This is a genomic window from Clavibacter nebraskensis NCPPB 2581, from assembly GCF_000355695.1.
In the GTDB taxonomy this organism is placed as follows: Bacteria; Actinomycetota; Actinomycetes; order Actinomycetales; family Microbacteriaceae; genus Clavibacter; species Clavibacter nebraskensis.
The window spans coordinates 1,860,894-1,882,620 of the sequence record NC_020891.1 but is presented as its reverse complement, the minus strand read 5'-3'; the positions used below and the strand labels follow the sequence as shown (position 1 = coordinate 1,882,620).

Annotated in this window: 21 protein-coding genes; 18 read left to right on the top strand and 3 right to left on the bottom strand. The window is 72.6% G+C overall.

Annotated features, from left to right (window positions below; translation table 11 throughout):
• Positions 1–66: 66 nt before the first annotated feature.
• The 5 genes from yajC to CMN_RS08820 all read left to right on the top strand — a co-directional run bounded on the left by yajC (position 67) and on the right by CMN_RS08820 (position 6,108).
• Entirely contained in the window at positions 67–450 is a 384-nt protein-coding gene (yajC, locus tag CMN_RS08840) for a preprotein translocase subunit YajC (RefSeq protein WP_227077667.1), read from the top strand.
• 130 nt (positions 451–580) lie between these two features.
• On the top strand, positions 581–2,389 hold the full coding sequence (gene secD / locus CMN_RS08835; RefSeq protein WP_015490476.1) for a protein translocase subunit SecD: 1,809 nt from the start codon (positions 581–583) through the stop codon (positions 2,387–2,389).
• Positions 2,389–3,399 carry a protein translocase subunit SecF gene (gene secF, locus CMN_RS08830; protein ID WP_015490475.1) on the top strand — a complete coding sequence of 337 codons (1,011 nt, stop codon included), beginning with the start codon at positions 2,389–2,391 and terminating at the stop codon, positions 3,397–3,399. Before secD ends, secF begins: the two co-directional genes overlap by 1 nt.
• Positions 3,396–3,755, top strand: a complete 360-nt coding sequence (locus tag CMN_RS08825; protein ID WP_015490474.1) for a rhodanese-like domain-containing protein — start codon at positions 3,396–3,398, stop codon at positions 3,753–3,755. Before secF ends, CMN_RS08825 begins: the two co-directional genes overlap by 4 nt.
• Before the next feature lie 103 nt (positions 3,756–3,858).
• A complete protein-coding gene (locus CMN_RS08820; RefSeq protein ID WP_015490473.1) occupies positions 3,859–6,108 on the top strand; it encodes a RelA/SpoT family protein in 2,250 nt (749 codons plus the stop codon).
• Here the strand turns inward: CMN_RS08820 and CMN_RS08815 are convergent.
• From CMN_RS08815 to CMN_RS08805, 3 genes are all read right to left on the bottom strand, one after another.
• Entirely contained in the window at positions 6,095–6,703 is a 609-nt protein-coding gene (locus CMN_RS08815; RefSeq protein ID WP_015490472.1) for a type IV toxin-antitoxin system AbiEi family antitoxin, read from the bottom strand. The two genes, CMN_RS08820 and CMN_RS08815, sit on opposite strands and share 14 nt — an antisense overlap.
• Before the next feature lie 93 nt (positions 6,704–6,796).
• Positions 6,797–8,029, bottom strand: coding sequence for a DUF349 domain-containing protein (locus CMN_RS08810; RefSeq protein WP_015490471.1), 1,233 nt, complete (start codon positions 8,027–8,029; stop codon positions 6,797–6,799).
• Between the two features lie 242 nt (positions 8,030–8,271).
• A complete protein-coding gene (locus tag CMN_RS08805; RefSeq protein WP_015490470.1) occupies positions 8,272–8,547 on the bottom strand; it encodes a hypothetical protein in 276 nt (91 codons plus the stop codon).
• Between the two features lie 73 nt (positions 8,548–8,620).
• Between CMN_RS08805 and CMN_RS08800 the strand changes: the two genes are divergently transcribed.
• From CMN_RS08800 to efp, 13 genes are all read left to right on the top strand, one after another.
• Positions 8,621–10,030 (top strand): replication-associated recombination protein A, encoded by a 1,410-nt coding sequence (locus CMN_RS08800; protein WP_015490469.1) that lies wholly within the window; start codon positions 8,621–8,623, stop codon positions 10,028–10,030.
• 249 nt (positions 10,031–10,279) lie between these two features.
• The gene (gene rpsD / locus CMN_RS08795) at positions 10,280–10,909 is read left to right on the top strand and encodes a 30S ribosomal protein S4 (protein ID WP_012298156.1); all 630 of its coding nucleotides are present in this window, start codon (positions 10,280–10,282) and stop codon (positions 10,907–10,909) included.
• Positions 10,910–11,084: 175 nt separating this feature from the next.
• Positions 11,085–11,306, top strand: a complete 222-nt coding sequence (locus CMN_RS08790) for a hypothetical protein (protein WP_015490468.1) — start codon at positions 11,085–11,087, stop codon at positions 11,304–11,306.
• Positions 11,307–11,311: 5 nt separating this feature from the next.
• Positions 11,312–13,969, top strand: coding sequence for an alanine--tRNA ligase (gene alaS, locus CMN_RS08785; protein WP_015490467.1), 2,658 nt, complete (start codon positions 11,312–11,314; stop codon positions 13,967–13,969).
• Positions 13,969–14,454 (top strand): Holliday junction resolvase RuvX, encoded by a 486-nt coding sequence (gene ruvX / locus CMN_RS08780; RefSeq protein WP_015490466.1) that lies wholly within the window; start codon positions 13,969–13,971, stop codon positions 14,452–14,454. The genes alaS and ruvX overlap by 1 nt, the downstream gene beginning before the upstream one ends.
• 175 nt (positions 14,455–14,629) lie before the next feature.
• Positions 14,630–15,982: an endolytic transglycosylase MltG gene (mltG, locus tag CMN_RS08775; protein ID WP_227077666.1), complete on the top strand. Its 1,353-nt coding sequence runs from the start codon at positions 14,630–14,632 to the stop codon at positions 15,980–15,982.
• The gene (locus tag CMN_RS08770; protein WP_015490464.1) at positions 15,975–16,865 is read left to right on the top strand and encodes a shikimate dehydrogenase; all 891 of its coding nucleotides are present in this window, start codon (positions 15,975–15,977) and stop codon (positions 16,863–16,865) included. Before mltG ends, CMN_RS08770 begins: the two co-directional genes overlap by 8 nt.
• A gap of 88 nt (positions 16,866–16,953) precedes the next feature.
• Positions 16,954–18,192, top strand: a complete 1,239-nt coding sequence (gene aroC, locus CMN_RS08765) for a chorismate synthase (RefSeq protein ID WP_015490463.1) — start codon at positions 16,954–16,956, stop codon at positions 18,190–18,192.
• A 2-nt stretch (positions 18,193–18,194) separates the two neighbouring features.
• Entirely contained in the window at positions 18,195–18,686 is a 492-nt protein-coding gene (locus tag CMN_RS08760; RefSeq protein WP_015490462.1) for a shikimate kinase, read from the top strand.
• Entirely contained in the window at positions 18,683–19,807 is a 1,125-nt protein-coding gene (aroB, locus tag CMN_RS08755) for a 3-dehydroquinate synthase (RefSeq protein ID WP_015490461.1), read from the top strand. The genes CMN_RS08760 and aroB overlap by 4 nt, the downstream gene beginning before the upstream one ends.
• Positions 19,804–20,589 carry an SDR family oxidoreductase gene (locus CMN_RS08750; protein WP_015490460.1) on the top strand — a complete coding sequence of 262 codons (786 nt, stop codon included), beginning with the start codon at positions 19,804–19,806 and terminating at the stop codon, positions 20,587–20,589. The genes aroB and CMN_RS08750 overlap by 4 nt, the downstream gene beginning before the upstream one ends.
• Positions 20,590–20,609: 20 nt before the next feature.
• A complete protein-coding gene (locus tag CMN_RS08745) occupies positions 20,610–21,050 on the top strand; it encodes a type II 3-dehydroquinate dehydratase (protein WP_015490459.1) in 441 nt (146 codons plus the stop codon).
• Between the two features lie 112 nt (positions 21,051–21,162).
• Positions 21,163–21,726, top strand: a complete 564-nt coding sequence (efp, locus tag CMN_RS08740; protein ID WP_012038481.1) for an elongation factor P — start codon at positions 21,163–21,165, stop codon at positions 21,724–21,726.
• Position 21,727 lies beyond the last annotated feature (1 nt).

The window sequence follows — 21,727 nt, the reverse complement described above, 5'->3', positions numbered from 1 at the left end:
CCTCCCGCGGAACGTCGCCGGTTCGTCGTGTCCGTCACCTCCCAGCACCTGAAAGGCCCGTCCCGCATGGACCCGTTCACCTTGATCATGTTCGCCGTCCTGGCGCTGCTCATCTTCTTCATGTTCCGCAACAGCCGGAAGCGCCAGAGGGATCTCGCCGAGCTGCAGACGCAGATGGTCCCCGGTGCCGAGGTCATGACCGCGTCCGGCATCTACGGCACGCTCGTCTCCTTCGACGAGGAGAACAACTTCGCGTACCTCGAGGTCTCGCCCGGCACGGTGCTGAAGCTGCACCGCCAGACCATCGCCCGCGTGGTCGAGCCCACCGTCGCCGAGGACGCCTCCGTGCTCGTGGACGACGCGCCCGTCGCGGACGTGGTCGACGAGACCGGCACGAGCGACGCGTCGCGCCGCCTCGACGACGGCGACGCCCCCACCGCGCGCTCCTGATCCTCCGGGCGGACGACCACCGGTCGCCCGCCCCTCCCGGGCGGCTCGCCGCCCGGACCCGTTCACCCCCCTCCATCCGGTGCGCCGCGCGGATCCCGCCGGCCCACCGCGAAGAAAGTCGAGTGTCCAGGTGGCCAAGTCGCCCACACCGGTACGCAAGGCCAGGCGCAAGCTCATCTGGCTGCTGGTCATCATCGGCCTCCTCGCCGGCGGCAACGCCGCCAGCGTGGCGTTCAGCAACGGGTCCTGGAGCCCGAAGCTCGCGCTCGACCTCGAGGGCGGCACGCAGATCATCCTCGCGCCGCAGCTCGACGGCGCGTCCTCCGGGCCCACGAGCGAGCAGCTCGCCCAGGCGGTGTCGATCATCCGCCAGCGCGTCGACGCGAGCGGCGTCTCCGAGGCGGAGATCACCACGCAGGGCGGCAGCAACATCGTCGTGAGCCTGCCCGGCGAGCCCGATGCGGCCACCATGCAGCGCCTGCAGTCGTCGGCGAAGCTCGAGCTGCGCCCCGTCCTCATCGCCGCGGCCGGCACGGCGTCGTCCGCCGCGACGCCCACGCCCACGCCCACCGACGGATCGGCGCCCGCCGACGGTTCCACCCCCGCGGCGGAGACGCCCGCGGCCGAGGCCACCCCGGATCCCTCCACCCTCTCCGACGAGCCGACCGCGGAGCCCACGGGCCCGAGCGACGTGTCCTGGGTCACCCCGCGGCTCCAGGCCGAGTTCGCCGCCTACGACTGCGCGACCGCCCCCGAGAGCGACGGCCAGGCGGCCCCCGCCGACCGCGCGATCATCGCCTGCTCCGACGACGGCTCCGCGAAGTACGTGCTCGGCCCGGTCGAGGTCGACGGCAGCACCATCTCCGACGCCACGAGCGGCCTCCAGCAGTCGAGCCAGGGCGTCAGCACCGGCACCTGGTCCGTCAACCTCGTCTTCGACGGCGACGGCACGAAGCAGTTCGGCGACATGTCGACCCGCCTCATCACGCTCGAGTCGCCGCGCAACCAGTTCGCGTTCGTCCTCGACAACGAGGTCATCTCCGCGCCCGTCACGCAGGGCGTCGTCACGAACGGCAAGCCCTCCATCACCGGCAACTTCACGCAGGAGAGCGCGAAGGCGCTGGCCGATCAGCTCAAGTTCGGCGCGCTGCCGCTCAGCTTCACGCTGCAGAGCTCGGACGTCATCTCGGCGACCCTCGGGTCCTCGCAGCTCACCAGCGGCCTGATCGCCGGGCTCATCGGCCTCGTGCTCGTGGTGCTCTACTCGCTCGTGCAGTACCGGGTGCTCGGCACGGTGACCATCGCGTCGCTCGTGATCGCCGCCGTCATCACCTACCTCCTCATCACGCTGCTCAGCTGGCGGGAGGGGTACCGGCTGTCGCTCGCCGGGGTGGCGGGGCTCATCGTGGCCATCGGCATCACGGCCGACTCGTTCATCGTGTACTTCGAACGCATCAAGGACGAGCTGCGCGACGGCCGCGGTCTCGTCTCCTCGGTCGAGCAGGGCTGGAAGCGCGCACTCCGCACGATCATCGCGTCCGACACGGTCAACTTCCTGGCGGCCGCGGTGCTCTTCATCCTCGCGGTGGGCAATGTCAAGGGCTTCGCGCTCACGCTCGGGCTCACGACGATCATCGACCTCATCGTCGTGTCGCTGTTCACGCACCCGATCCTCCAGCTGCTCGCGAACCGGCCCTTCTTCGCCGAGGGCCACCGCATGAGCGGGCTCGACCCGCGCGCGCTCGGTGCCGTGTACCGCGGCCGCGCGACCTTCCGCACCCCCACCGCCACCGCGGGGCGCAACGCCGCCGCGGCCAAGGAGGCGGCGCGCCGGCAGACCATCGCCGAGCGCAAGGCCGCCCAGGGCCAGGCGCCCGGATCCACGAAGACCGCGACGATCGACGCACCGCGGGCCGACGACACGAGCAGGGACGACTGATGGCTGGCTTCTCCGAGTTCGGCAACGACCTCTACACGGGCAAGCGCTCGTTCGACATCGTCGGCCGCCGCCGCCTCTGGTACTCGATCGCGGCGATCTGCATCCTCGTCTCCATCCTCGGTCCGCTGCTGCGCGGCGGCTTCACGTTCGGGATCGAGTTCACGGGCGGATCCGAGTACACGGTGAGCGGCGTGCAGTCGCAGTCGCAGGACATCGCGAGCGAGGCGGTCGCGACCGTGACGCCCGTTCCGGCGCGCGTCTCGTCCGTCGGGTCGGACGCCGTCCGCGTCCAGACCGACCAGCTCCAGCCCGCGGACAGCAACGCGGTCCGCCAGGCGCTCGCGACGGCGTACGGCGTCGAGACGTCCAGCGTCACCGAGTCCTTCATCGGGCCGTCGTGGGGTCAGGACATCACGCGCCAGGCGCTCTGGGGCCTCGTGGTCTTCCTCGCGCTGGCCGCGGTCGTCATGTCGGTCTACTTCCGCACGTGGAAGATGTCCGTGGCCGCGATCGTCGCCCTCCTGCACGACCTCGTCCTCACCGCGGGCATCTACGGGATCACGGGCTTCGAGGTCACGCCGGCAGCCGTCATCGGGTTCCTCACGATCCTCGGGTACTCCCTCTACGACACCGTCGTGGTGTTCGACAAGATCCGCGAGAACACCGCGGAGGACGGGCAGGAGTCGAGGCGCACCTTCGGGCAGTCGGTGAACCTCGCGGTGAACCAGACCCTGGTCCGCTCGATCAACACCTCGATCGTCGCCATCCTCCCGGTCGGCTCGATCCTCTTCATCGGCGCCGTCGTCCTCGGCGCCGGGACGCTGCGGGACATCGCGCTGTCGCTGTTCATCGGCATCATCGTCGGCACCTACTCGACGATCTTCATCGCGGCCCCGCTGTATGCGCACCTCCGCGAGAGCGAGCCCAAGGTGAAGCGGGGCGATGCCCTCGCCGCCTCGGCCGCGAGCCGCGCCCAGGCCGAGCGCGCCGCCGTGACGGTGGAGTCGTGACGAGCTCGCAGGGCGCCGGCGTGCCCGAGGACCTCGACGCGGCGACGGCCAAGGCCCGCACCGCCACCGGGGAGTCGTGGCTGCTCGACGTGCGCGAGCAGGACGAGTGGGATGCCGGACACTCGGCCGTGGCCCACCACCTCCCGATGGGCGAGCTCGAGGCCCGCGTCGCCGAGATCCCCGCCGACCAGCACATCGCCGTCGTCTGCCGCTCCGGCCACCGGTCCGCCATCGCGACGCAGGCGCTGCTGCGCGGCGGATTCGCGGCCTCCAACATCACGGGCGGCATGCACGCCTGGTCCGAGATGGGCGGCGACGTCGTCACGGACGACGGGCAGCCCGGCCGCATCGCCTGAGCCCCGTCCGTCGCGTCCCGCTCGTCGCGACGGCCGCCCGTGGTCGGGAGCTCTCGGGGCCGGTGATAATTTGGTCTCCAGCACACGCCTGGGAGGCTGAACGATGACGGAGACGACCTCGAGCACGGCTTCCCTCCGGCGCCTGGTGCCCCGCCTCTTCTCCCGGGCGCAGCCCGCCGGCGCCGTCGAGCAGCTCATCCGCACCGCGCGCCTGCACCACCCGAAGGCCGACATGAGCCTCATCGAGCGGGCATACGCCGTCGCCGAGCGGGCGCACGAGGGCCAGAAGCGCAAGAGCGGCGAGCCGTACATCACCCACCCGGTCGCGGTGGCGCAGATCCTCGCCGACCTCGGGATCGGTCCGAAGACCCTCGCCGCAGCCCTCCTCCACGACACGGTCGAGGACACCGAGTACACGCTCGACATGCTGCGCCACGACTTCGGCGACGAGATCGCCATGCTCGTCGACGGCGTCACCAAGCTCGACAAGCTCAAGTACGGCGACAGCGCCCAGGCCGAGACGGTGCGCAAGATGGTCGTCGCGATGTCGAAGGACATCCGCGTGCTCGTCGTCAAGCTCGCCGACCGCCTGCACAACGCGCGTACGTGGGGTTTCGTCGAGTCGGCGTCCGCCGAGCGGAAGGCCAAGGAGACCCTCGAGATCTACGCGCCGCTCGCGCACCGCCTCGGCATCTCGACCATCAAGTGGGAGCTCGAGGACCTCTCGTTCGCGGTGCTCTACCCGAAGATATACATCGAGATCGAGAACCTCGTGAAGCAGCGCACCCCGCAGCGCGAGGAGTTCGTGCAGCAGGTGATCGACAGCGTCAACGACGACCTGCGCGCCGCCAAGATCCGCGGCAAGGTGGCCGGGCGACCGAAGCAGTACTACTCAATCTACCAGAAGATGGTCGTGCGCGGTCGCGAGTTCGACGAGATCTACGACCTCGTCGGGATCCGCGTGCTGGTCGACTCGCTCCGCGACTGCTACGCCGTGCTCGGCGCGATCCACGCCCGCTGGACTCCGGTGCCCGGGCGCTTCAAGGACTACATCGCCACGCCGAAGTTCAACCTCTACCAGTCGCTGCACACGACCGTGATCGGGCCGAAGGGCCGCCCGGTGGAGATCCAGATCCGCACGCACGAGATGCACCAGCGCGCCGAGTTCGGCGTGGCGGCGCACTGGAAGTACAAGGAGCGCATGAACGGCGGGCGCGCCGCCGAGGTGTCGCCGCAGGCGGACACCGACCTCGCCTGGCTCGCGCACATCTCCGACTGGCAGTCCGAGACGGCGGATCCCGGGGAGTTCCTCGACTCGCTGCGCTTCGAGATCGGCGCGAAGGAGGTCTACGTCTTCACGCCCCACGGGAAGGTCATCGGCCTGCCCGCCGGCGGCACGCCCGTGGACTTCGCGTACGCGGTGCACACGGACGTGGGCCACCGCACGATGGGCGCGAAGGTGAACGGCCGGCTCGTGCCGCTCGAGAACCCCCTCACCACGGGCGACGTGGTGGAGGTATTCACGTCGAAGAACCCCGACAGCGGTCCGAGCAAGGACTGGCTCGCGTTCGTGAAGAGCGCCCGCGCGCGCAACAAGATCAAGCAGTGGTTCACCAAGGAGCGGCGCGAGGAGGCGATCGAGCAGGGCAAGGACGCCATCGCCCGCGCCATGCGCAAGCAGAACCTGCCGCTGCAGAAGCTCATGAACCAGGACGCGTTCTCGGACGTGGCGCAGAGCATGAAGTACGACGACGTCGCGGCGCTCTACGCGGCCGTCGGCGAGGGCCACGTCTCCACCCAGTCGGTGATCGAGAAGGTGCTCTCGTCCATCCAGGGCGACAGCGGCGGGGAGGCCGAGGAAGTCTTCGCCGTCACGCAGCGCTCGCGCGTGTCCCGGAACAGCGACTCCGGCGTGCTCGTGCGCGGAGCGCCGGACATCCTCGTGAAGCTCGCCAAGTGCTGCACCCCGGTGCCGGGCGACGAGATCATCGGGTTCGTGACCCGGGGCGCGGGCGTCTCCGTGCACCAGGCGAACTGCCACAACGTGGACTCGCTGCGCGCGGAGCCCGACCGCATGATCGAGGTCGAGTGGGCGCCGTCGTCGAAGAGCCTGTTCCTGGTGCACATCCAGGTCGAGGCGCTCGACCGGTCCGGCCTCCTCAGCGACGTGACGCGCGTGCTGTCGGAACACCACGTCAACATCCTCTCCGCGTCCGTCTCGACGTCGGCCAACCGCCTGGCCATCAGCCGCTTCGTCTTCGAGATGGGCGACGTGACGCACCTGGACCGCGTGCTCAACGCCGTGCGCCGCATCGACGCGGTGTACGACGTGTACCGCGTCAACGGCGGCTGACCGGATCCGCCGCCGGCCGGCCGTCCGCGCGATCCGACGACGCGGTGCGGCGGGCCAGGGCGTCGAGCCGGAGCAGCGCGCGGCGCTTGTCGGGCAGCGCCCCCGAGGCCGCGAGGTGCTCGCGCGCGGCGGTCCCGGTGACCCCGGGCAGGGCCAGCAGGCCGAGGCACGCGGCCTCGTGGGTCGGCGTGAAGTCCGCGACCGTGCGCGTGATGTCGCACAGGGTCCGCAGCGGCGTCGTGACGCGGAGGCCCGCCAGCACGAACGTGTCGCGCTCGTCGAGCACGACCTCGCGGATGCGCACGTTGCGCAACGCCGGCGGGTGGCAGCGCGCGACGCTGTCCACGCAGTACTCGTGGGTGCGCGGCGGGGTGCGGACGGCGCCGTGCACCCAGGCCGCGGTCGACCGCTCGGCGATGAGGCGCGAGGGGACCTGGGCGGCGAGGGCCGCGGCGCGGAGCCAGGGCGAGGCGAGCTCGTCGACGGGGGAGTAGCAGGCGTCGACCTCGTACACCTCGCCGTCGAGGCGGGCGGAGCAGAGCTCGGCGAGCGGGAGATCGAGGACGGACAGGACGGGCGCGAGGCGGGGTGACATGGGCGCACCATGCCATCGCGCGTCGCCGGACAGACGACGGCCCGGGATCCTGTGGAGGATCCCGGGCCGTCGCCTGCGGTGCGGAGGCGTCGGCTAGGAGCCGAGGGCGTCCAGCCAGACGTGGCGGGCCGCGAGGGCCTCCTCCGCGTCCTTGATGCGTCGCACGTCGCCGTCGGCCTTGGCCGCGTCGAGCTCGCGCTGGAGCTTGTCGATGGCCGCGCCGAGCTGCGAGGCGAGCCCCTCGGAGCGCGCCTTCGTCTCCGGGTTGTTCTTGCGCCAGAACTCCTCGTCCAGCGTGCGCACGTGGGTCTCGACCTTGCGCAGGCGGTCCTCGACGGTCTTCACGCTGTCCCGCGGCACGCGACCGATCGCGTCCCAGCGCAGCTGGACGGCGGTGAGCTTGTCGCGCGCCGCCGTGCGCTCGGTGATCTGGAGGATCGGCTCGGCCTCGTCGAGGAGCGCGAGCTTGGCCTGCAGGTTGGCCTGCTGCTCCTCGTCGTCCGCAGCGTCCACCTCGGCCTTGGCGCCGTACAGCACGTCGCCGGCGGCCTTGAACTGCGCCCACAGCGCGTCGTCGTAGCGCTTGCCCGCGCGACCGGCGAGCTTCCACTCGTCCAGGAGACGGCGGTACGCGGGGATGCCGCCGACGCCCTGCGGCTCGAGCGCGCGCGCCTGGTCGACGATGGCCTGTTTCTTGGAGCGGGCGTCCTTGTGGGCGTTGTCGAGCTCGGCGAAGAACGCCTTGCGCTCGGTGTCGATGGTGGAGCGCGCCGTGCGGAAGCGCTTCCAGAGCTCGTTGGCGTCGTTCTTGGGGAGACGTGGGCCCGTCTGCTGGTGCTGCTGCCAGCGGCCGAACAGGGCGTCGACCTCGGCGGTCAGCTGCTTCCACTGGACCTTCGAGAAGTCCTGGGTGGCGAGGCGCTCCGTCTCCTCGACGATGGCGGTGCGCTCGGCGATGGCGCCCTGCACCACCTGACGCTGCTCCTCGCCCTGCTTCTCGGTGAGCTCGCCGATGGTGGCGGCGAGGACGTCGAGCCGGGCGCGGAGGGCGGCGAGGTCGCCGACGGCGTTCGCGCCGTCCACGGCCTCGATGAGGTGCGCGACGGCCTTGGAGACGTCGGCGGCAGGGGCACCGCGCTTGGCGCGCTGCTCCAGGAGCGTCACCTGCCCCGCGAGGTCGGTGAACTTGCGCTGGAAGTAGGCCAGCGCCTCCTCGGGGGTGCCGTCGGGGTACTGGCCGACGGCGCGTTCGCCGTCGCCCTCGCGGAGGAAGACGGTGCCCGTCTCGTCGACGCGGCCCCAGGGGGTCTGATCGTTGTCAGCCACGGATGCTCACCTTGTTCGTAGGACCGGCCGGACCGGTGCGGAGACGTGCACGCCAGCCTAGAGCACGCCTCACGGGCGCGATCGTCTCGCGCCGGGCGCTGGCTGACCTGTCGATCATGCCCCAGGGCGGGCCGCCGATGCTCCGGTCTCCGCGGATCCGACGCGCCTCGCAGGGGCCCGTGAGGACCGGGGGGCCGACCCTCCGGTCGCGCGCACCGCGGGGACCGGGTTGCGGAGGCGGGTCAGGGGGTCGGCGTGGCGTCCGGCGTCTCCGGGGCGGGGGCAGGGGTCGACGGCGAGGACGACGGGGCCGGCGCCGGTTCCGGGGCGCCGGGTCCGGACTCGTACGCGAGCTGGGCCCCCACCGCGAGGGCGGCGACGAGGACCACGGCGACGACCGCGGCCAGGTCGTCGCGGCGACGGCGTCGCACGGACCGGGAGTGGAGCTCCTGACGGGCGGCGTAACGGCGGAGCCGGGCCTGCGCCTCGCGGGCTGCGCGGTCGTTCTTCGGGGCCACGGCGTCCTCACGGTCGGTCCCGCCCGAGGCGGCGGTACGGGAACCATAGCCGGTCGCGCCTACCATCGAGACCATGACCGACACGCGACCGGGCCTCCGTTCGGGGGCGACGCCCCTGGCCGTCCGGATGCGACCCCGCAGCCTCGACGAGGTCACCGGCCAGCGCCATCTCCTGACGCCCGGCTCGCCCCTCGTGAGCCTCGCCTCGGACGTGGCGGGGGAGCAGGGCTCGGTCTCGATCATCCTGTGGGGCCCGCCCGGGACGGGCAAGACGACGCTCGCGCAGGCCATCGCGCATGGATCCAGCCGCCGCTTCGTCGAGCTCTCGGCCGTCACCGCGGGCGTCCGCGACGTGCGTCAGGTGATGGAGAAGGCGCTGAGCGACCGCGACCTCTTCGGCGTCTCGACCGTGCTCTTCCTCGACGAGATCCACCGCTTCACCAAGGCGCAGCAGGACGCGCTGCTGCCCGGCGTGGAGAACGGGTGGGTGATCCTCATCGCGGCCACCACGGAGAACCCGTCCTTCTCCGTCATCTCGCCGCTGCTCTCCCGCAGCCTCCTCTTGACGCTGGAGCAGCTCGACGACGACGACCTCGGCGTGCTCGTGGACCGCGCCGTCGCCGACGACCGCGGCCTCGGCGGGCGGTTCGCGCTCGACGACGACGCCCGGGCCATGATCATCCGCCTGGCGTCCGGGGACGCGCGCCGCGCGCTGACGGCGCTCGAGGCGGCGGCCGTGTCGGCGCAGGCGGACGCGACGGGCAAGGCGCGCGCGGCGGCGGACGACGACGAGGACGGCGACGAGGACGAGGACGGCGACGCGGCCCCCGCCGAGGATCCCGCGCCCATCCCCATCTCCACCGAGCAGGTCGCGCTCGCGGTCGACCGGGCGCTGCTCCGCTACGACCGCAACGGCGACGAGCACTACGACGTCATCAGCGCGTTCATCAAGTCGATCCGCGGATCCGACGTCGACGCCGCGCTCCACTACCTGGCCCGCATGATCGAGGCGGGGGAGGACCCGCGCTTCATCGCCCGGCGGATCATCGTCTCCGCGTCCGAGGACATCGGGCTCGCCGACCCGCAGGCGCTCGTCGTCGCGGTCGCGGCGGCGGACGCGGTGCAGCTCATCGGCATGCCGGAGGGGCGGATCCCGCTGGCGCAGGCGGTCGTGCACCTCGCGACCGCGCCCAAGTCGAACGCCTCCTACCTCGGCATCGACCAGGCGATCGCGGACGTCCGCGCCGGCGCGTTCGGCCGCGTCCCCCTGCACCTCCGCGACGCGCACTACCCGGGCGCGAAGCTGCTCGGCCACGGCAAGGGCTACCGCTACCCGCACGACGCGGACATCGGCGTCGTCACCCAGCAGTACCTGCCGGACGAGCTCGTCGGCCGCACCTACTACTCGCCCACGCAGCACGGGCACGAGCGCGACCTGTCGGCGCGGCTGGAGAAGCTGCGGCGCATCGTCCGCGGAGGCTGATGCCGGCGCGGCGCATCCCGGAGATCACGGCGGTCGCGTGCTACGCTTGCTGACGCCTCAATCGGGTGTCGCGTGCGGCTGCGTCGACATCATGATCAAGGGACACGTCCTGTAGCCGGACGACCCGTGGCGAATCCCTCTACTTCCGCAGGACACCGCATCAGCGGTCTCGTGTCGTCGCGCGCCCATGCGTGTGCGCGGACGCCCTGCACCACCCGTAGTCTGAGACTTTCTCCCTGGAAGGAAAACGTGTCCACCAAGTCACGCACCCGCAGCAAGACCCGCCTCTCCCGCGCGCTGGGCATCCCGCTCACGCCGAAGGCGGCCAAGTACCTCGAGAAGCGCCCCTACGCGCCGGGCGAGCACGGCCGGTCCAAGCGCAAGCAGGACAGCGACTACGCCGTCCGCCTGCGCGAGAAGCAGCGTCTGCGCGCCCAGTACGGCATCCGCGAGGCCCAGCTCAAGATCGCCTTCCAGGAGGCGCGTCGCACCCAGGGCCTGACCGGTGAGAACCTCGTCGAGATCCTCGAGCAGCGCCTCGACGCGCTCGTCGTCCGCTCCGGCCTCGCGCGCACCACGGCGCAGGCCCGCCAGCTCGTCGTGCACCGCCACATCATGGTCGACGGCAAGATCGTCGACCGCCCCTCCTTCCGCGTGAAGGCCGGCCAGATGATCCACGTCAAGCCGCGCTCCGAGGGCACCGAGCCCTTCCAGGTCGCCGCCGCCGGCGGTCACGCCGACGTGCTGCCGAAGCTCCCCCCGTACCTCGAGGTCGAGCTCGACAAGCTGCAGGCCCGCCTCGTGCGACTGCCGAAGCGCGCCGAGGTCCCCGTGACCTGCGAGGTCCAGCTGGTCGTCGAGTACTACGCGGCCCGCTAGCCCCATCGCACCATCCCGCGAGGCGGGTCGTCCCTTCCCGGGGCGGCCCGCCTCGCGGCGTATCCGGGCGTCGCTGGGGCGGCTCGGCCGGGGAGGCGCGGGGCCCGGCCGGTAGGATCGCCCTCGGCCCCGAAGGCCAGCAGCCCGTCGCGTCACCTCCCGGAAGGGGAGAAGCATGAAGAACCTCGTCCTCATCGTCGTGGGGGTCGCGATCGGCTTCGCCGTCGCCCACGTGGTCGACCGCACGCCCGCCGGGCACCGCCTCTTCCAGGGCGTCGACGCCCGGGCCCGCCGCTTCGGCGAGGCCGTCGAGCACGGCTACCGCCGCCGCGAGGCCGAGCTCCGCTCCGCCGTGGGCGAGGCCGAGGACACCATCACCGAGCTGGGAAAGCAGTAGACCCGATGCAGACCGCAGACATCCGCAACGCCTGGCTGACGTACTTCGGCGACCGGGGGCACACCGTGGTGCCGTCGGCGTCGCTCGTGAGCGACGACCCGACGCTGCTGTTCACGGTGGCCGGCATGGTGCCGTTCGTGCCGTACCTCACGGGCGTCGTGCCCGCGCCGTTCCCGCGCGCCACGAGCGTCCAGAAGTGCATCCGCACGCTCGACATCGAGGAGGTCGGCCGCACGCCGCGGCACGGCACCTTCTTCCAGATGAACGGCAACTTCTCCTTCGGCGACTACTTCAAGGAGCAGGCCATCGCGTACGCGTGGGAGCTGCTCACCACGAGCGAGGCCGACGGCGGCCTCGGCTTCGCGCCCGACGACCTCTGGGTCACCGTGTACCACGAGGACGACGAGGCCCGGCAGGCGTGGAAGCGCATCGCGGGCCTGCCGGACGACCGGATCCAGGGCCTCGGGCGCGACACGAACTACTGGCACACCGGCCAGCCCGGCCCCGCCGGCCCCTGCTCGGAGATCTTCTTCGACCGCGGTCCCGCGTACGGCGCCGACGGCGGCCCGGCGACCGACGACGACCGCTACGTGGAGATCTGGAACCTCGTCTTCATGCAGTACCTGCGCGGCGCCGGCACGAGCAAGAGCGAGTTCGAGATCCTCGGCGACCTGCCGAAGAGGAACATCGATACCGGCATGGGGCTCGAGCGCGTCGCGTTCCTCAAGCAGAGCGTCGAGAACATGTACGAGATCGACCAGGTGCGCCCGGTCCTCGACCGCGCGGCCGAGCTCGCGGGCCGCCGCTACGGCGCCGACCACGAGGACGACGTGCGCATGCGCATCGTCGCCGACCACGTGCGCTCCTCGCTCATGCTCATGTCCGACGGCGTGCGGCCGTCGAACGAGGGGCGCGGCTACATCCTGCGCCGCCTCATGCGCCGCACCGTGCGCGCCATGCGCCTCATGGGCGTGGACGCCGCGACCTTCGGCGAGCTGTTCCCCGCGTCGCGTGACGCGATGAAGGCCGCGTACCCCGAGGTCTCCGACGACTTCGAGCGCATCTCTCGCCTCGCGTACGCCGAGGAGGAGACGTTCCTCCGCACGCTCTCGGGCGGCACGACGATCCTCGACGTGGCCGTCGGCGAGACGAAGGCCAAGGGCGGCGAGCGGATCGCCGGCGACACCGCGTTCCTCCTGCACGACACGTTCGGCTTCCCCATCGACCTCACGCTCGAGATGGCCGAGGAGAATGGCCTCACGGTCGACCGCGAGGCCTTCGACCGCCTGATGCTGGAGCAGCGCACGCGCGCCAAGGCCGATGCCAAGAGCAAGAAGACGGCGCTGGCCGACCTCACCGTCTACAGCGCGTTCCGCGCGGCCGGCGAGACGCGCTTCACCGGGTACGACGAGCTGGAGACCGGGACCACGATCCTCGGCCTCATCGTGGGCGGCCACAGCGTCGACCACGCGGTCGCGGGCGACATCGCGGAGGTCATCCTCCCCGAGACGAGCCTCTACGCGGAGTCCGGCGGCCAGGAGGCCGACGCGGGCAGCATCGTCGGGAACGGCTTCGACCTCGAGGTGCTCGACGTGCAGAAGCCCGTGAAGGGCCTCATCAGCCACCGCGTGCAGGTCCGCTCGGGCGAGGTGGGCGTCGGGGACGCCGCCACGACCGTCGTCGACGCCGACTGGCGCCGCGGCGCGACCCAGGCGCACTCCGGCACGCACCTCGTGCACGCCGCGCTCCGCCAGGTGCTCGGCCAGGACGCGCACCAGTCGGGCTCCTACAACCGGGCCGGCTACATGCGCCTCGACTTCGCGTGGAACCAGGCGCTGTCGGCGGAGACGCGCAGCGAGATCGAGGACATCGCCAACGGGGCGGTGCGCGACGACCTGCAGGTCGTGACGCGCGTGATGCCCATCGACGAGGCCAAGCAGCTCGGCGCCATGGCGCTGTTCGGCGAGAAGTACGGCGACACCGTGCGCGTGGTCGACATCGGCGGTCCGTGGTCGCGCGAGCTGTGCGCCGGCACGCACGTGTCGTCCAGCGCGCAGATCGGGCTCATCAACGTGGTGGGGGAGTCGTCCGTCGGATCCACCAACCGTCGCATCGAGTCCCTCGTCGGCCGCGAGGCGTTCCAGGACCTCGCCGTCGAGCGCGCCATCGTGTCGCAGCTCACGTCGAGCCTCAAGACGCCGCGCGAGCAGCTGCCGGACCGGATCGCCGATCTCATGCAGAACCTCAAGACGGCGGAGCGGCGCATCGCGGACTTCGAGGCGCAGGCGCTGCAGCAGCGCGTGCCGGCGCTCCTCCTGCAGGGCGCGCGCGTGGGCGCCGTCATGCTGATCCAGGAGTCGCTCGGCAGCGTCCGCTCGGCGGACGAGGTGCGCCAGCTGGTCACCCTCGTGCGGGAGCGCGCGGGATCCGAGCCCGTCGTGGTCGCCCTGGCGGGCGACGCGGGCGGCAAGCCGACCGTCATCGTGGCCACGAACCAGGCCGCGCGCGACGCCGGCGCCAAGGCCGGGCAGCTCGCCCGCGCCGCGGCGGCCGTGCTCGGGGGCGGCGGAGGCGGCAAGGACGACCTCGCGCAGGGCGGCGGATCCGACGTGGCAGCCATCGCCGACGCGCTGGCCGCGGTCCGCCAGGCGCTCGCCTCCTGATGCGGATCGGATCCCGGCTGGCCGTCGACGTGGGCAAGGCCCGCATCGGCCTCGCCCGGTCGGATCCGCACGGCCTGATCGCGACGCCCGTCGAGACCGTGCCGCGCGACGCGGGGGGCTCGGCGGACGTGCGGCGGATCCTCGAGGTGGCGGCCGAGATCGACTGCGCGGAGCTCGTCGTGGGCCTGCCGCTGGCGCTCTCGGGCCGCGCGACCGCGTCCACGGACGACGCGGAGGGGTTCGCCCGGCGGCTCGCGGACGCGACCGGGATCCCCGTGCGGCTGGTCGACGAGCGCCTCTCGACGGTCTCCGCGCAGGGCGCCCTGCGGGCCTCGGGCAGAGGCTCCCGTAAGCAGAAGCCGGTGATCGACCAGGTGGCGGCCGTTATAATCCTTCAACACGCGCTCGAGACCGAGCGCGCCGCCGGCTCCCCACCCGGTGCTCTCGTCCCGAGGAACCGAGTCGATCCTGACCGACACGCCTGAGACCGATCCCACCCGACGAGCCACGGCGGCCGCGGGTGGAGGTGGCGACCCCTTCGAGAGCCTCTTCGGCGACCGCCCCGCGGACTCCCCGGCGTCGACGCCCGCGGCCGCTCCCGCGCCGGATCCCGCGGCCGCTCCCCGCGGAGAGGGACCGGGCATCGGCACCGGGGCGCCCATGACCCGACGCGAGCTCCGCGCGCTGCGCGAGGCGGCGGAGGCGCAGGCGGGGGCTTCCGCACCGGATGACGCACCACGACGCACGGTGGCCGACGAGCGTCCCCCCGCGCGCGAGACCGCGCCGCTCGCCTCCGCCGGCGCGCCGCGTCCCGCCTCCGAGGAGCGTCCGCGCGTCGAGGAGGCGGCCCCGAGCGCCGCCCGGACCACCCCGACCCCGCTCACCCCGACCCGCGATGCGGCGGACGGCGGCCGCGGCGCACCGGAGCGCAGGGCGGTCCCCGTCGCCCCGAAGCCGAAGCGCCGCCACCCGAAGTGGCCGTACGTCGTGGTCCTGCTCATCGCGCTGTTCGGCGGCGCGGCCGTCATCGCCACGTCGCTCTTCGGCCCGGTCGTGACGGCGCTCCTCACGCCCGCCGAGCCCACCGACTACGACGGCGACGGAACCGGCGAGGTGCAGGTGGTCGTCAAGACGGGCGACACGGGCAGCACCATCGGCGACACGCTCGCGTCGCAGGACGTCGTGAAGACGTCGAAGGCGTTCTACCGGGCCGTCGTCGCATCAGGCGGCGAGGTCGTCTTCCAGCCGGGCACGTACACGCTGCGGAAGCAGATGAGCGCGGCGTCCGCGCTGGCGCTGCTGCAGGATCCGTCGAGCCAGAGCCAGGCCAAGGTCACCATCCCCGAGGGCCAGACGGCCGCGCAGGCGTTCGAGCTCATCGCGGAGGGCACCGGCACTCCCGTCGCCGACCTGGAGGCCGCGGCCGCGGATCGCGCGGCGCTCGGCATCCCCGCCGAGGCGCCGAACATCGAGGGCTACCTCTTCCCGGCCACGTACGACTTCCCTCCCGGCACCTCCGCGACCGACATGGTCAAGGCGATGGTGAGCCGCACCTTCCAGGCGCTCGACCAGGCCGGCGTCGCGCCCGCCGATCGGCACCGCGTGCTCACGCTCGCCGCGCTCATCCAGAAGGAGGCCCGCTTCGAGGGGGACTTCTACAAGGTGTCGCGCGTGTTCCAGAACCGCATCGCGATCGGCATGCCGCTGCAGTCGGACGCGACCGTCGCGTACGGCGCGAGCTCGGTCGGCCGGGTCACGACCACCGATGCCGAGCGCTCGGACGACAACCCGTGGAACACCTACGTGCACCCGGGGCTCCCGATCGGCCCCATCTCGAACCCGGGCGACCTCGCGATCAAGGCGGCGCTGGCGCCCGCGGACGGCCCGTGGCTCTACTTCGTCACCGTCAACACCATCACGGGCGACACCGTGTTCTCCCAGACGTACGAGGAGCACGAGAAGGCCGTCGCGCAGTGGCAGCAGTTCATGAAGGACAACCCGGGCAATGGCTGATCCGCGGACGCCGGCCGTGCGGCTGGCGGTCCTCGGCAGCCCCATCGCGCACTCGCTATCGCCCCGGCTGCACGCCGCGGCGTACCGGGTGCTCGGGCTGGACTGGACCTACGCGGCGATGGAGTGCGCGGGGGCGGATCTGGGCGCGTTCGTGGCGGGCCTCGGATCCGGCTGGCGCGGCCTGTCGCTCACGATGCCGCTCAAGCGCGACGTGCTGCCGCTCCTCGACCTGCTCGACGACACGGCCCGCCTCGCGGGCGCGGCCAACACGCTGCTCCTCGAGGAGGACGGCGGCGGCGGGGTGCGGCGCCGCGGCGCGAACACGGACGTCGCGGGGATCGTGCGCGCGTTCGAGATGGCCGGCGTCGAGCGGTGCGGGCGGGCGGTCGTGCTGGGCGCCGGATCCACCGCGCGCTCGGCCGTCGTCGCGCTGGCCCGGATGGGCGCACGCGAGGTCGTCGTCGCGGCCCGCCGTCCGGCGCAGGGCCGGGAGCTCGCGCCGCTGGCCGACGAGCTGGGCCTCGCGCTCCGCGCCGTGCCGCTCGACGACGCGCAGGGCGCGCTCCGCGACGCCGACACCGTGGTCAGCACCCTCCCGGGCGACGCCGCCGCGACCGTGCCGCTGCCCGCCGCCCTGTCCGAGGCGACCGTGCTCCTCGACGTCACGTACGCGCCCTGGCCCACCGGGATCGCCACCGGGTGGGAGCGCGCGGGCGGACGCGTCGTGCCGGGGATCGACATGCTCGTGCACCAGGCGCTCGGCCAGGTGCGCCTGTTCGTCGCCGGGGACGCCGAGCTGCCGCTGCCCGACGAGGAGCCGGTGCTGGCGGCGATGCTCGCGAGCGTCGGCCGGGATCCGCGGAGGGCCTGGACGGGAGCCTGAGCCGCGGGGTCGACCCTGCCGCTGTGGGAGGCCTTCGACGGGAGCCCGGCCCGCGGGGTCGACCCTGCCGCTGTGGGAGGATGGGGCCATGCTGCGTTGGCTCACCGCCGGGGAATCCCACGGCCCCGAACTCATCGCCGTCCTGGAGGGCTTGCCCGCGGGCGTGCCCGTCAGCCTGGACGGCATCCGCGCCGACCTCGCCCGTCGCAAGCTCGGCTACGGCCGCGGCGCGCGCATGGCGTTCGAGCAGGACGAGCTGAGCCTGTCGACCGGCGTGGTCCACGGGCGTACGCTCGGCAGCCCCATCGCGGTGCGCATCGGCAACACGGAGTGGCCCAAGTGGGTCGACGTCATGAGCCCCGAGCCGGTGGATCCGGAGAAGCTGCAGGGCGCGCGCGCCGCCGCCCTCACACGTCCCCGTCCCGGCCACGCCGACCTCGTGGGCATGCAGAAGTACGACTTCGACGAGGCGCGCCCCGTGCTCGAGCGCGCGAGCGCCCGCGAGACCGCCGCCCGTGTCGCGCTCGGCGCCGTGGCGCGCGCGTTCCTCGCCGAGCTCGGGATCACGCTCGTCAGCCACACGCTCGCCATCGGCCCCGTCCGCGTGCCCGAGGGCGCGCCGCTGCCGACGCCGGCCGACGTGGACGCGCTCGACGCGGACCCGCTGCGCTGCTTCCACGCCGAGACGAGCGCGCGCATGGTCGCCGAGGTCGACGACACGAAGGCGAGCGGCGACACGGTCGGCGGCGTCGTCGAGGTCCTCGCCTACGACCTGCCGCCGGGCCTCGGCTCGCACGTGCACTGGGACCGTCGCCTCGACTCGAAGCTCGCGGCGGCGCTCATGGGCATCCAGGCGATCAAGGGCGTCGAGGTCGGCGACGGCTTCCTCACCACCACGCGCCGCGGATCCGAGGCGCACGACGAGCTGTTCTCCACGGACGCCGGCATCGGCCGGTCCACGGACCGCGCGGGCGGCACCGAGGGCGGCATGTCGACGGGCACGGTCCTCCGTGTCCGCGCCGGGATGAAGCCCATCGCGACCGTGCCGCGCGCCCTCCGCACCATCGACACCGCCACGGGCGGCGCGGCCCCCGCGAACCACCAGCGCTCCGACGTGTGCGCGGTGCCCGCCGCGGGCGTGGTCGCCGAGGCCATGGTCGCGCTGACGCTCGCCGACGCCATGCTGGAGAAGTTCGGCGGCGACTCCGTGGGCGAGACCCGGCGGAACCTCCGCGGCTACCTCGACGCGATCCCCGAGGGCCGCCGCACGGGCGCCGACCTCGTGGACGAGGCGGACGCCGCGCCGCCCGCTCCTCCCGAGGCCTGAGCGTGCCGGTCGTCCTGATCGGCCCGCCCGGCGCGGGCAAGACCACGGTCGGCCGCCGCGTCGCGAAGGCGCTGGGCGTGCCGTTCACGGACACCGACCGCGCGATCGTCCAGGCGCACGGATCCATCGCCGACATCTTCCGCGAGCACGGCGAGCCGCGGTTCCGCGAGCTCGAGCGGGCCGCGGTCGCCGCCGCCCTCGCGGAGGAGGGGGTCGTCTCGCTCGGCGGGGGAGCTGTCCTCGATGCCGCGACGCGCGCCGACCTGGAGTCGTGCCGGGTCGTGCTCCTCACCGTCAGCGAGCACGCCGTGCGCGCGCGGATCCGCGGCCACGACCGCCCGCTCGTCGACGGCCTCGACAGCTGGCGCCGCATCGTCGCCGACCGCGAGGAGCTCTACCGCTCGCTCGCCGACCTGACCATCGACACCTCCGACCGCCCGCTCCCGCACATCGCCCGCGAGATCGAGCGCTTCGCCCGGGAGAGGCAGCCATGACCGAATCGACCCCCACCGCAGCCGCTGAGACCGCCGCCGCGGAACCCGACGCGCCCACCGTGATCCACGTGTCCGGCACGCCCGGCTACGACGTCACCGTCGGCCGTGGCCTCGTCCGGGGCGTGGGCGCGCTGCTCGGCCCGCGCGTGCGCAAGGTGCTCATCGTGCACGCGCCCGCCCTCGCCGAGGAGGCGTCCCGGTTGCGCGAGCGCCTGCAGGGCGACGTGGAGGTGTACCTCGCCGAGGTGCCCGACGCCGAGGGCGCCAAGCGCGTCGAGGTCGCCGCGTTCTGCTGGAAGATCATGGGCACCACCGACTTCACGCGCTCCGACGCCGTCATCACGCTCGGCGGCGGCGCCACGACCGACCTCGGCGGGTTCGTCGCGGCGACGTGGCTGCGCGGCGTGATGCTCATCCAGATCCCGACGACCGTGCTCGCGATGGTCGACGCGGCCGTGGGCGGCAAGACCGGCATCAATACGTCCGAGGGCAAGAACCTCGTGGGCGCCTTCTACGCGCCGACGGCCGTGATCGTCGACCTCGACCTGCTCGCGACCCTGCCGCGGAACGAGATCGTCACGGGCTTCGCGGAGATCGTGAAGGCCGGGTTCATCGCGGTGCCCGAGATCCTCGACGTGATCGAGGCGGACGTCGCGCGCGTCACGGATCCGACGAGCCCCGAGTTCCGCCGGGTCGTAGAGCTGGCGATCGCCATGAAGGCCGAGGTCGTGGGGGAGGACTTCACGGAGAAGGGCCGCCGCGAGATCCTCAACTACGGGCACACGCTCGGCCACGCGATCGAGCACGCCGAGCGCTACCGCTGGCGGCACGGGGCCGCCGTCGCGGTCGGCATGGTGTTCGCGGCGGAGCTGTCACGGCTCACGCGGTCGCTGTCCGACGAGGCGGTCGACCGGCACCGGCGGATCCTCGACTCGCTCGACCTGCCCACGAGCTACCCCGTGGGGCGCTGGCCCACGCTCGTCGCGAGCATGAAGCGCGACAAGAAGGCGCGCGGCGACATGATGCGGTTCATCGTGCTCGACGGCGTCGGCCGGGCCAGCGTGCTCAACGGCCCCGAGGAGGCGCTGCTGTTCGCGGCGTACCAGGAGATCGGCTCGTGAGCGATCCTGCGCATCCCGAGGCGCCCGTCCGCCCGGTCGCGCTGATCACGGGCGTCGGCCGGGTCGCGGGGCTCGGCGCGGCCATCGCCGAGGACCTGGCCCTCGGCGGCTGGGACGTCGCCTTCTCCTACTGGTCCGCCTACGACGCGCGCATGCCCTGGGGCCCGCAGCCCGACGACCCCGCGCGGGTCGCCGAGGCCGTCGTGCGCGCCGGGGGCCGGGCGCACGCGATCGAGGCCGACCTGATGGACACGGGCGCGGCCGAGCGGATCCTCGACGAGGTCGAGCGCGCGCTCGGCCCGATCACGGGCCTCGTCCTCAGCCACGCCGAGTCGGTCGACAGCGGCCTCCTCGACACGACCGTGGAGGCCCTCGACCGGCACCTCGCCGTGAACGTGCGGGCGTCGCTCCAGCTCATCCAGGGCTTCGCCCGGCGGTACCGCGCGGAGCCCGGCGCGGGCCGCATCGTGGCCCTCACGAGCGACCACGTGGTCGGCAACGTGCCCTACGGCGCGAGCAAGGCGGCGCTCGATCGCATCGTCATCGCGGCCGCGCGCGAGCTCGAGCACGTGCGCGTGACCGCGAACCTCGTGGATCCCGGGCCCACCGACACCGGCTGGTTCACGCCCGAGCTGCGCGAGGGCCTGCGGCAGGCCACGCCCCGCGGCCGGCTCGCCGAGCCCCGCGACGCCGCCGCGCTCGTGTGCTTCCTGCTCTCGGCGGAGGGCGGCTGGATCAACGGCCAGCGCATCCGCTCCGACGGCGGCCAGAGCGTCGGCTGACCCGCCCTAGGCTGGTGCGCATGTCACGCGTGCTCGTCCTCAACGGCCCCAACCTCGGACGGCTCGGCAGCCGCGAGCCCGACGTGTACGGCACCGGGTCGCTCGACGACCTCCGCCGGGAGCTCGTCGCGTTCGCGCCCGACGACATCGAGATCGACCTGCGGCAAACCGACGACGAGGCGACCCTCATCGGCTGGCTGCACGAGGCCGTCGACACCGCGAGCCCCGTGATCATGAACCCGGCGGCCTTCACGCACTACTCGTACGCCCTCCGCGACGCTGCCGCGCTCGTGACGAAGGCCGGCATCCTCCTCCTCGAGGTGCACATCTCGAACCCGCATGCGCGCGAGGAGTTCCGGCACACCAGCGTCATCTCGCCCGTCGCCACGGGCGTCATCGCCGGGCTCGGGCAGGGCTCCTACCTCCTGGCCCTCGCGCACGTCGTGACCGCCACCCGTTAGGCTGATCCCTCGGATCGCCACGCCGCCCGCACCGGGTCGGCGCCCGGCACCCCCGTGCGGCCGCTCCGACGCCGCACCTCCCGCTCGTCGAACAGGCAAGGATCCTCCCCGCATGGCCTCTACCGCTGACATCAAGAACGGCGTCGTCCTCAACATGGACGGCCAGCTGTGGACCGTCATCGAGTTCCAGCACGTCAAGCCGGGCAAGGGCGGCGCGTTCGTGCGCACGAAGGTCAAGAACGTGATGAGCGGCAAGGTTGTCGACCGCACGTTCAACGCGGGCGCGAAGATCGAGACCGAGACGGTCGACCGCCGCGACTTCCAGTACCTCTACGCCGACGGCGAGAACTTCGTGTTCATGGACACGAGCGACTACGACCAGATCACGCTGTCCGCCGCGCAGGTCGGCGACGCGAAGAACTTCATGCTCGAGAACCAGGACGTCACCGTGGCGCTGCACAACGGCGAGGGGCTCTACGTCGAGCTGCCCGCGTCCGTCGTGCTGACCATCACGTACACGGAGCCGGGCCTGCAGGGCGACCGCTCGACGGGTGGCACCAAGCCCGCGACGGTCGAGACCGGTCACCAGATCCAGGTCCCGCTCTTCCTCGAGCAGGGCACGCGCGTCAAGGTGGACACCCGCACGGGCGACTACCTCGGCCGCGTCACCGACTGAC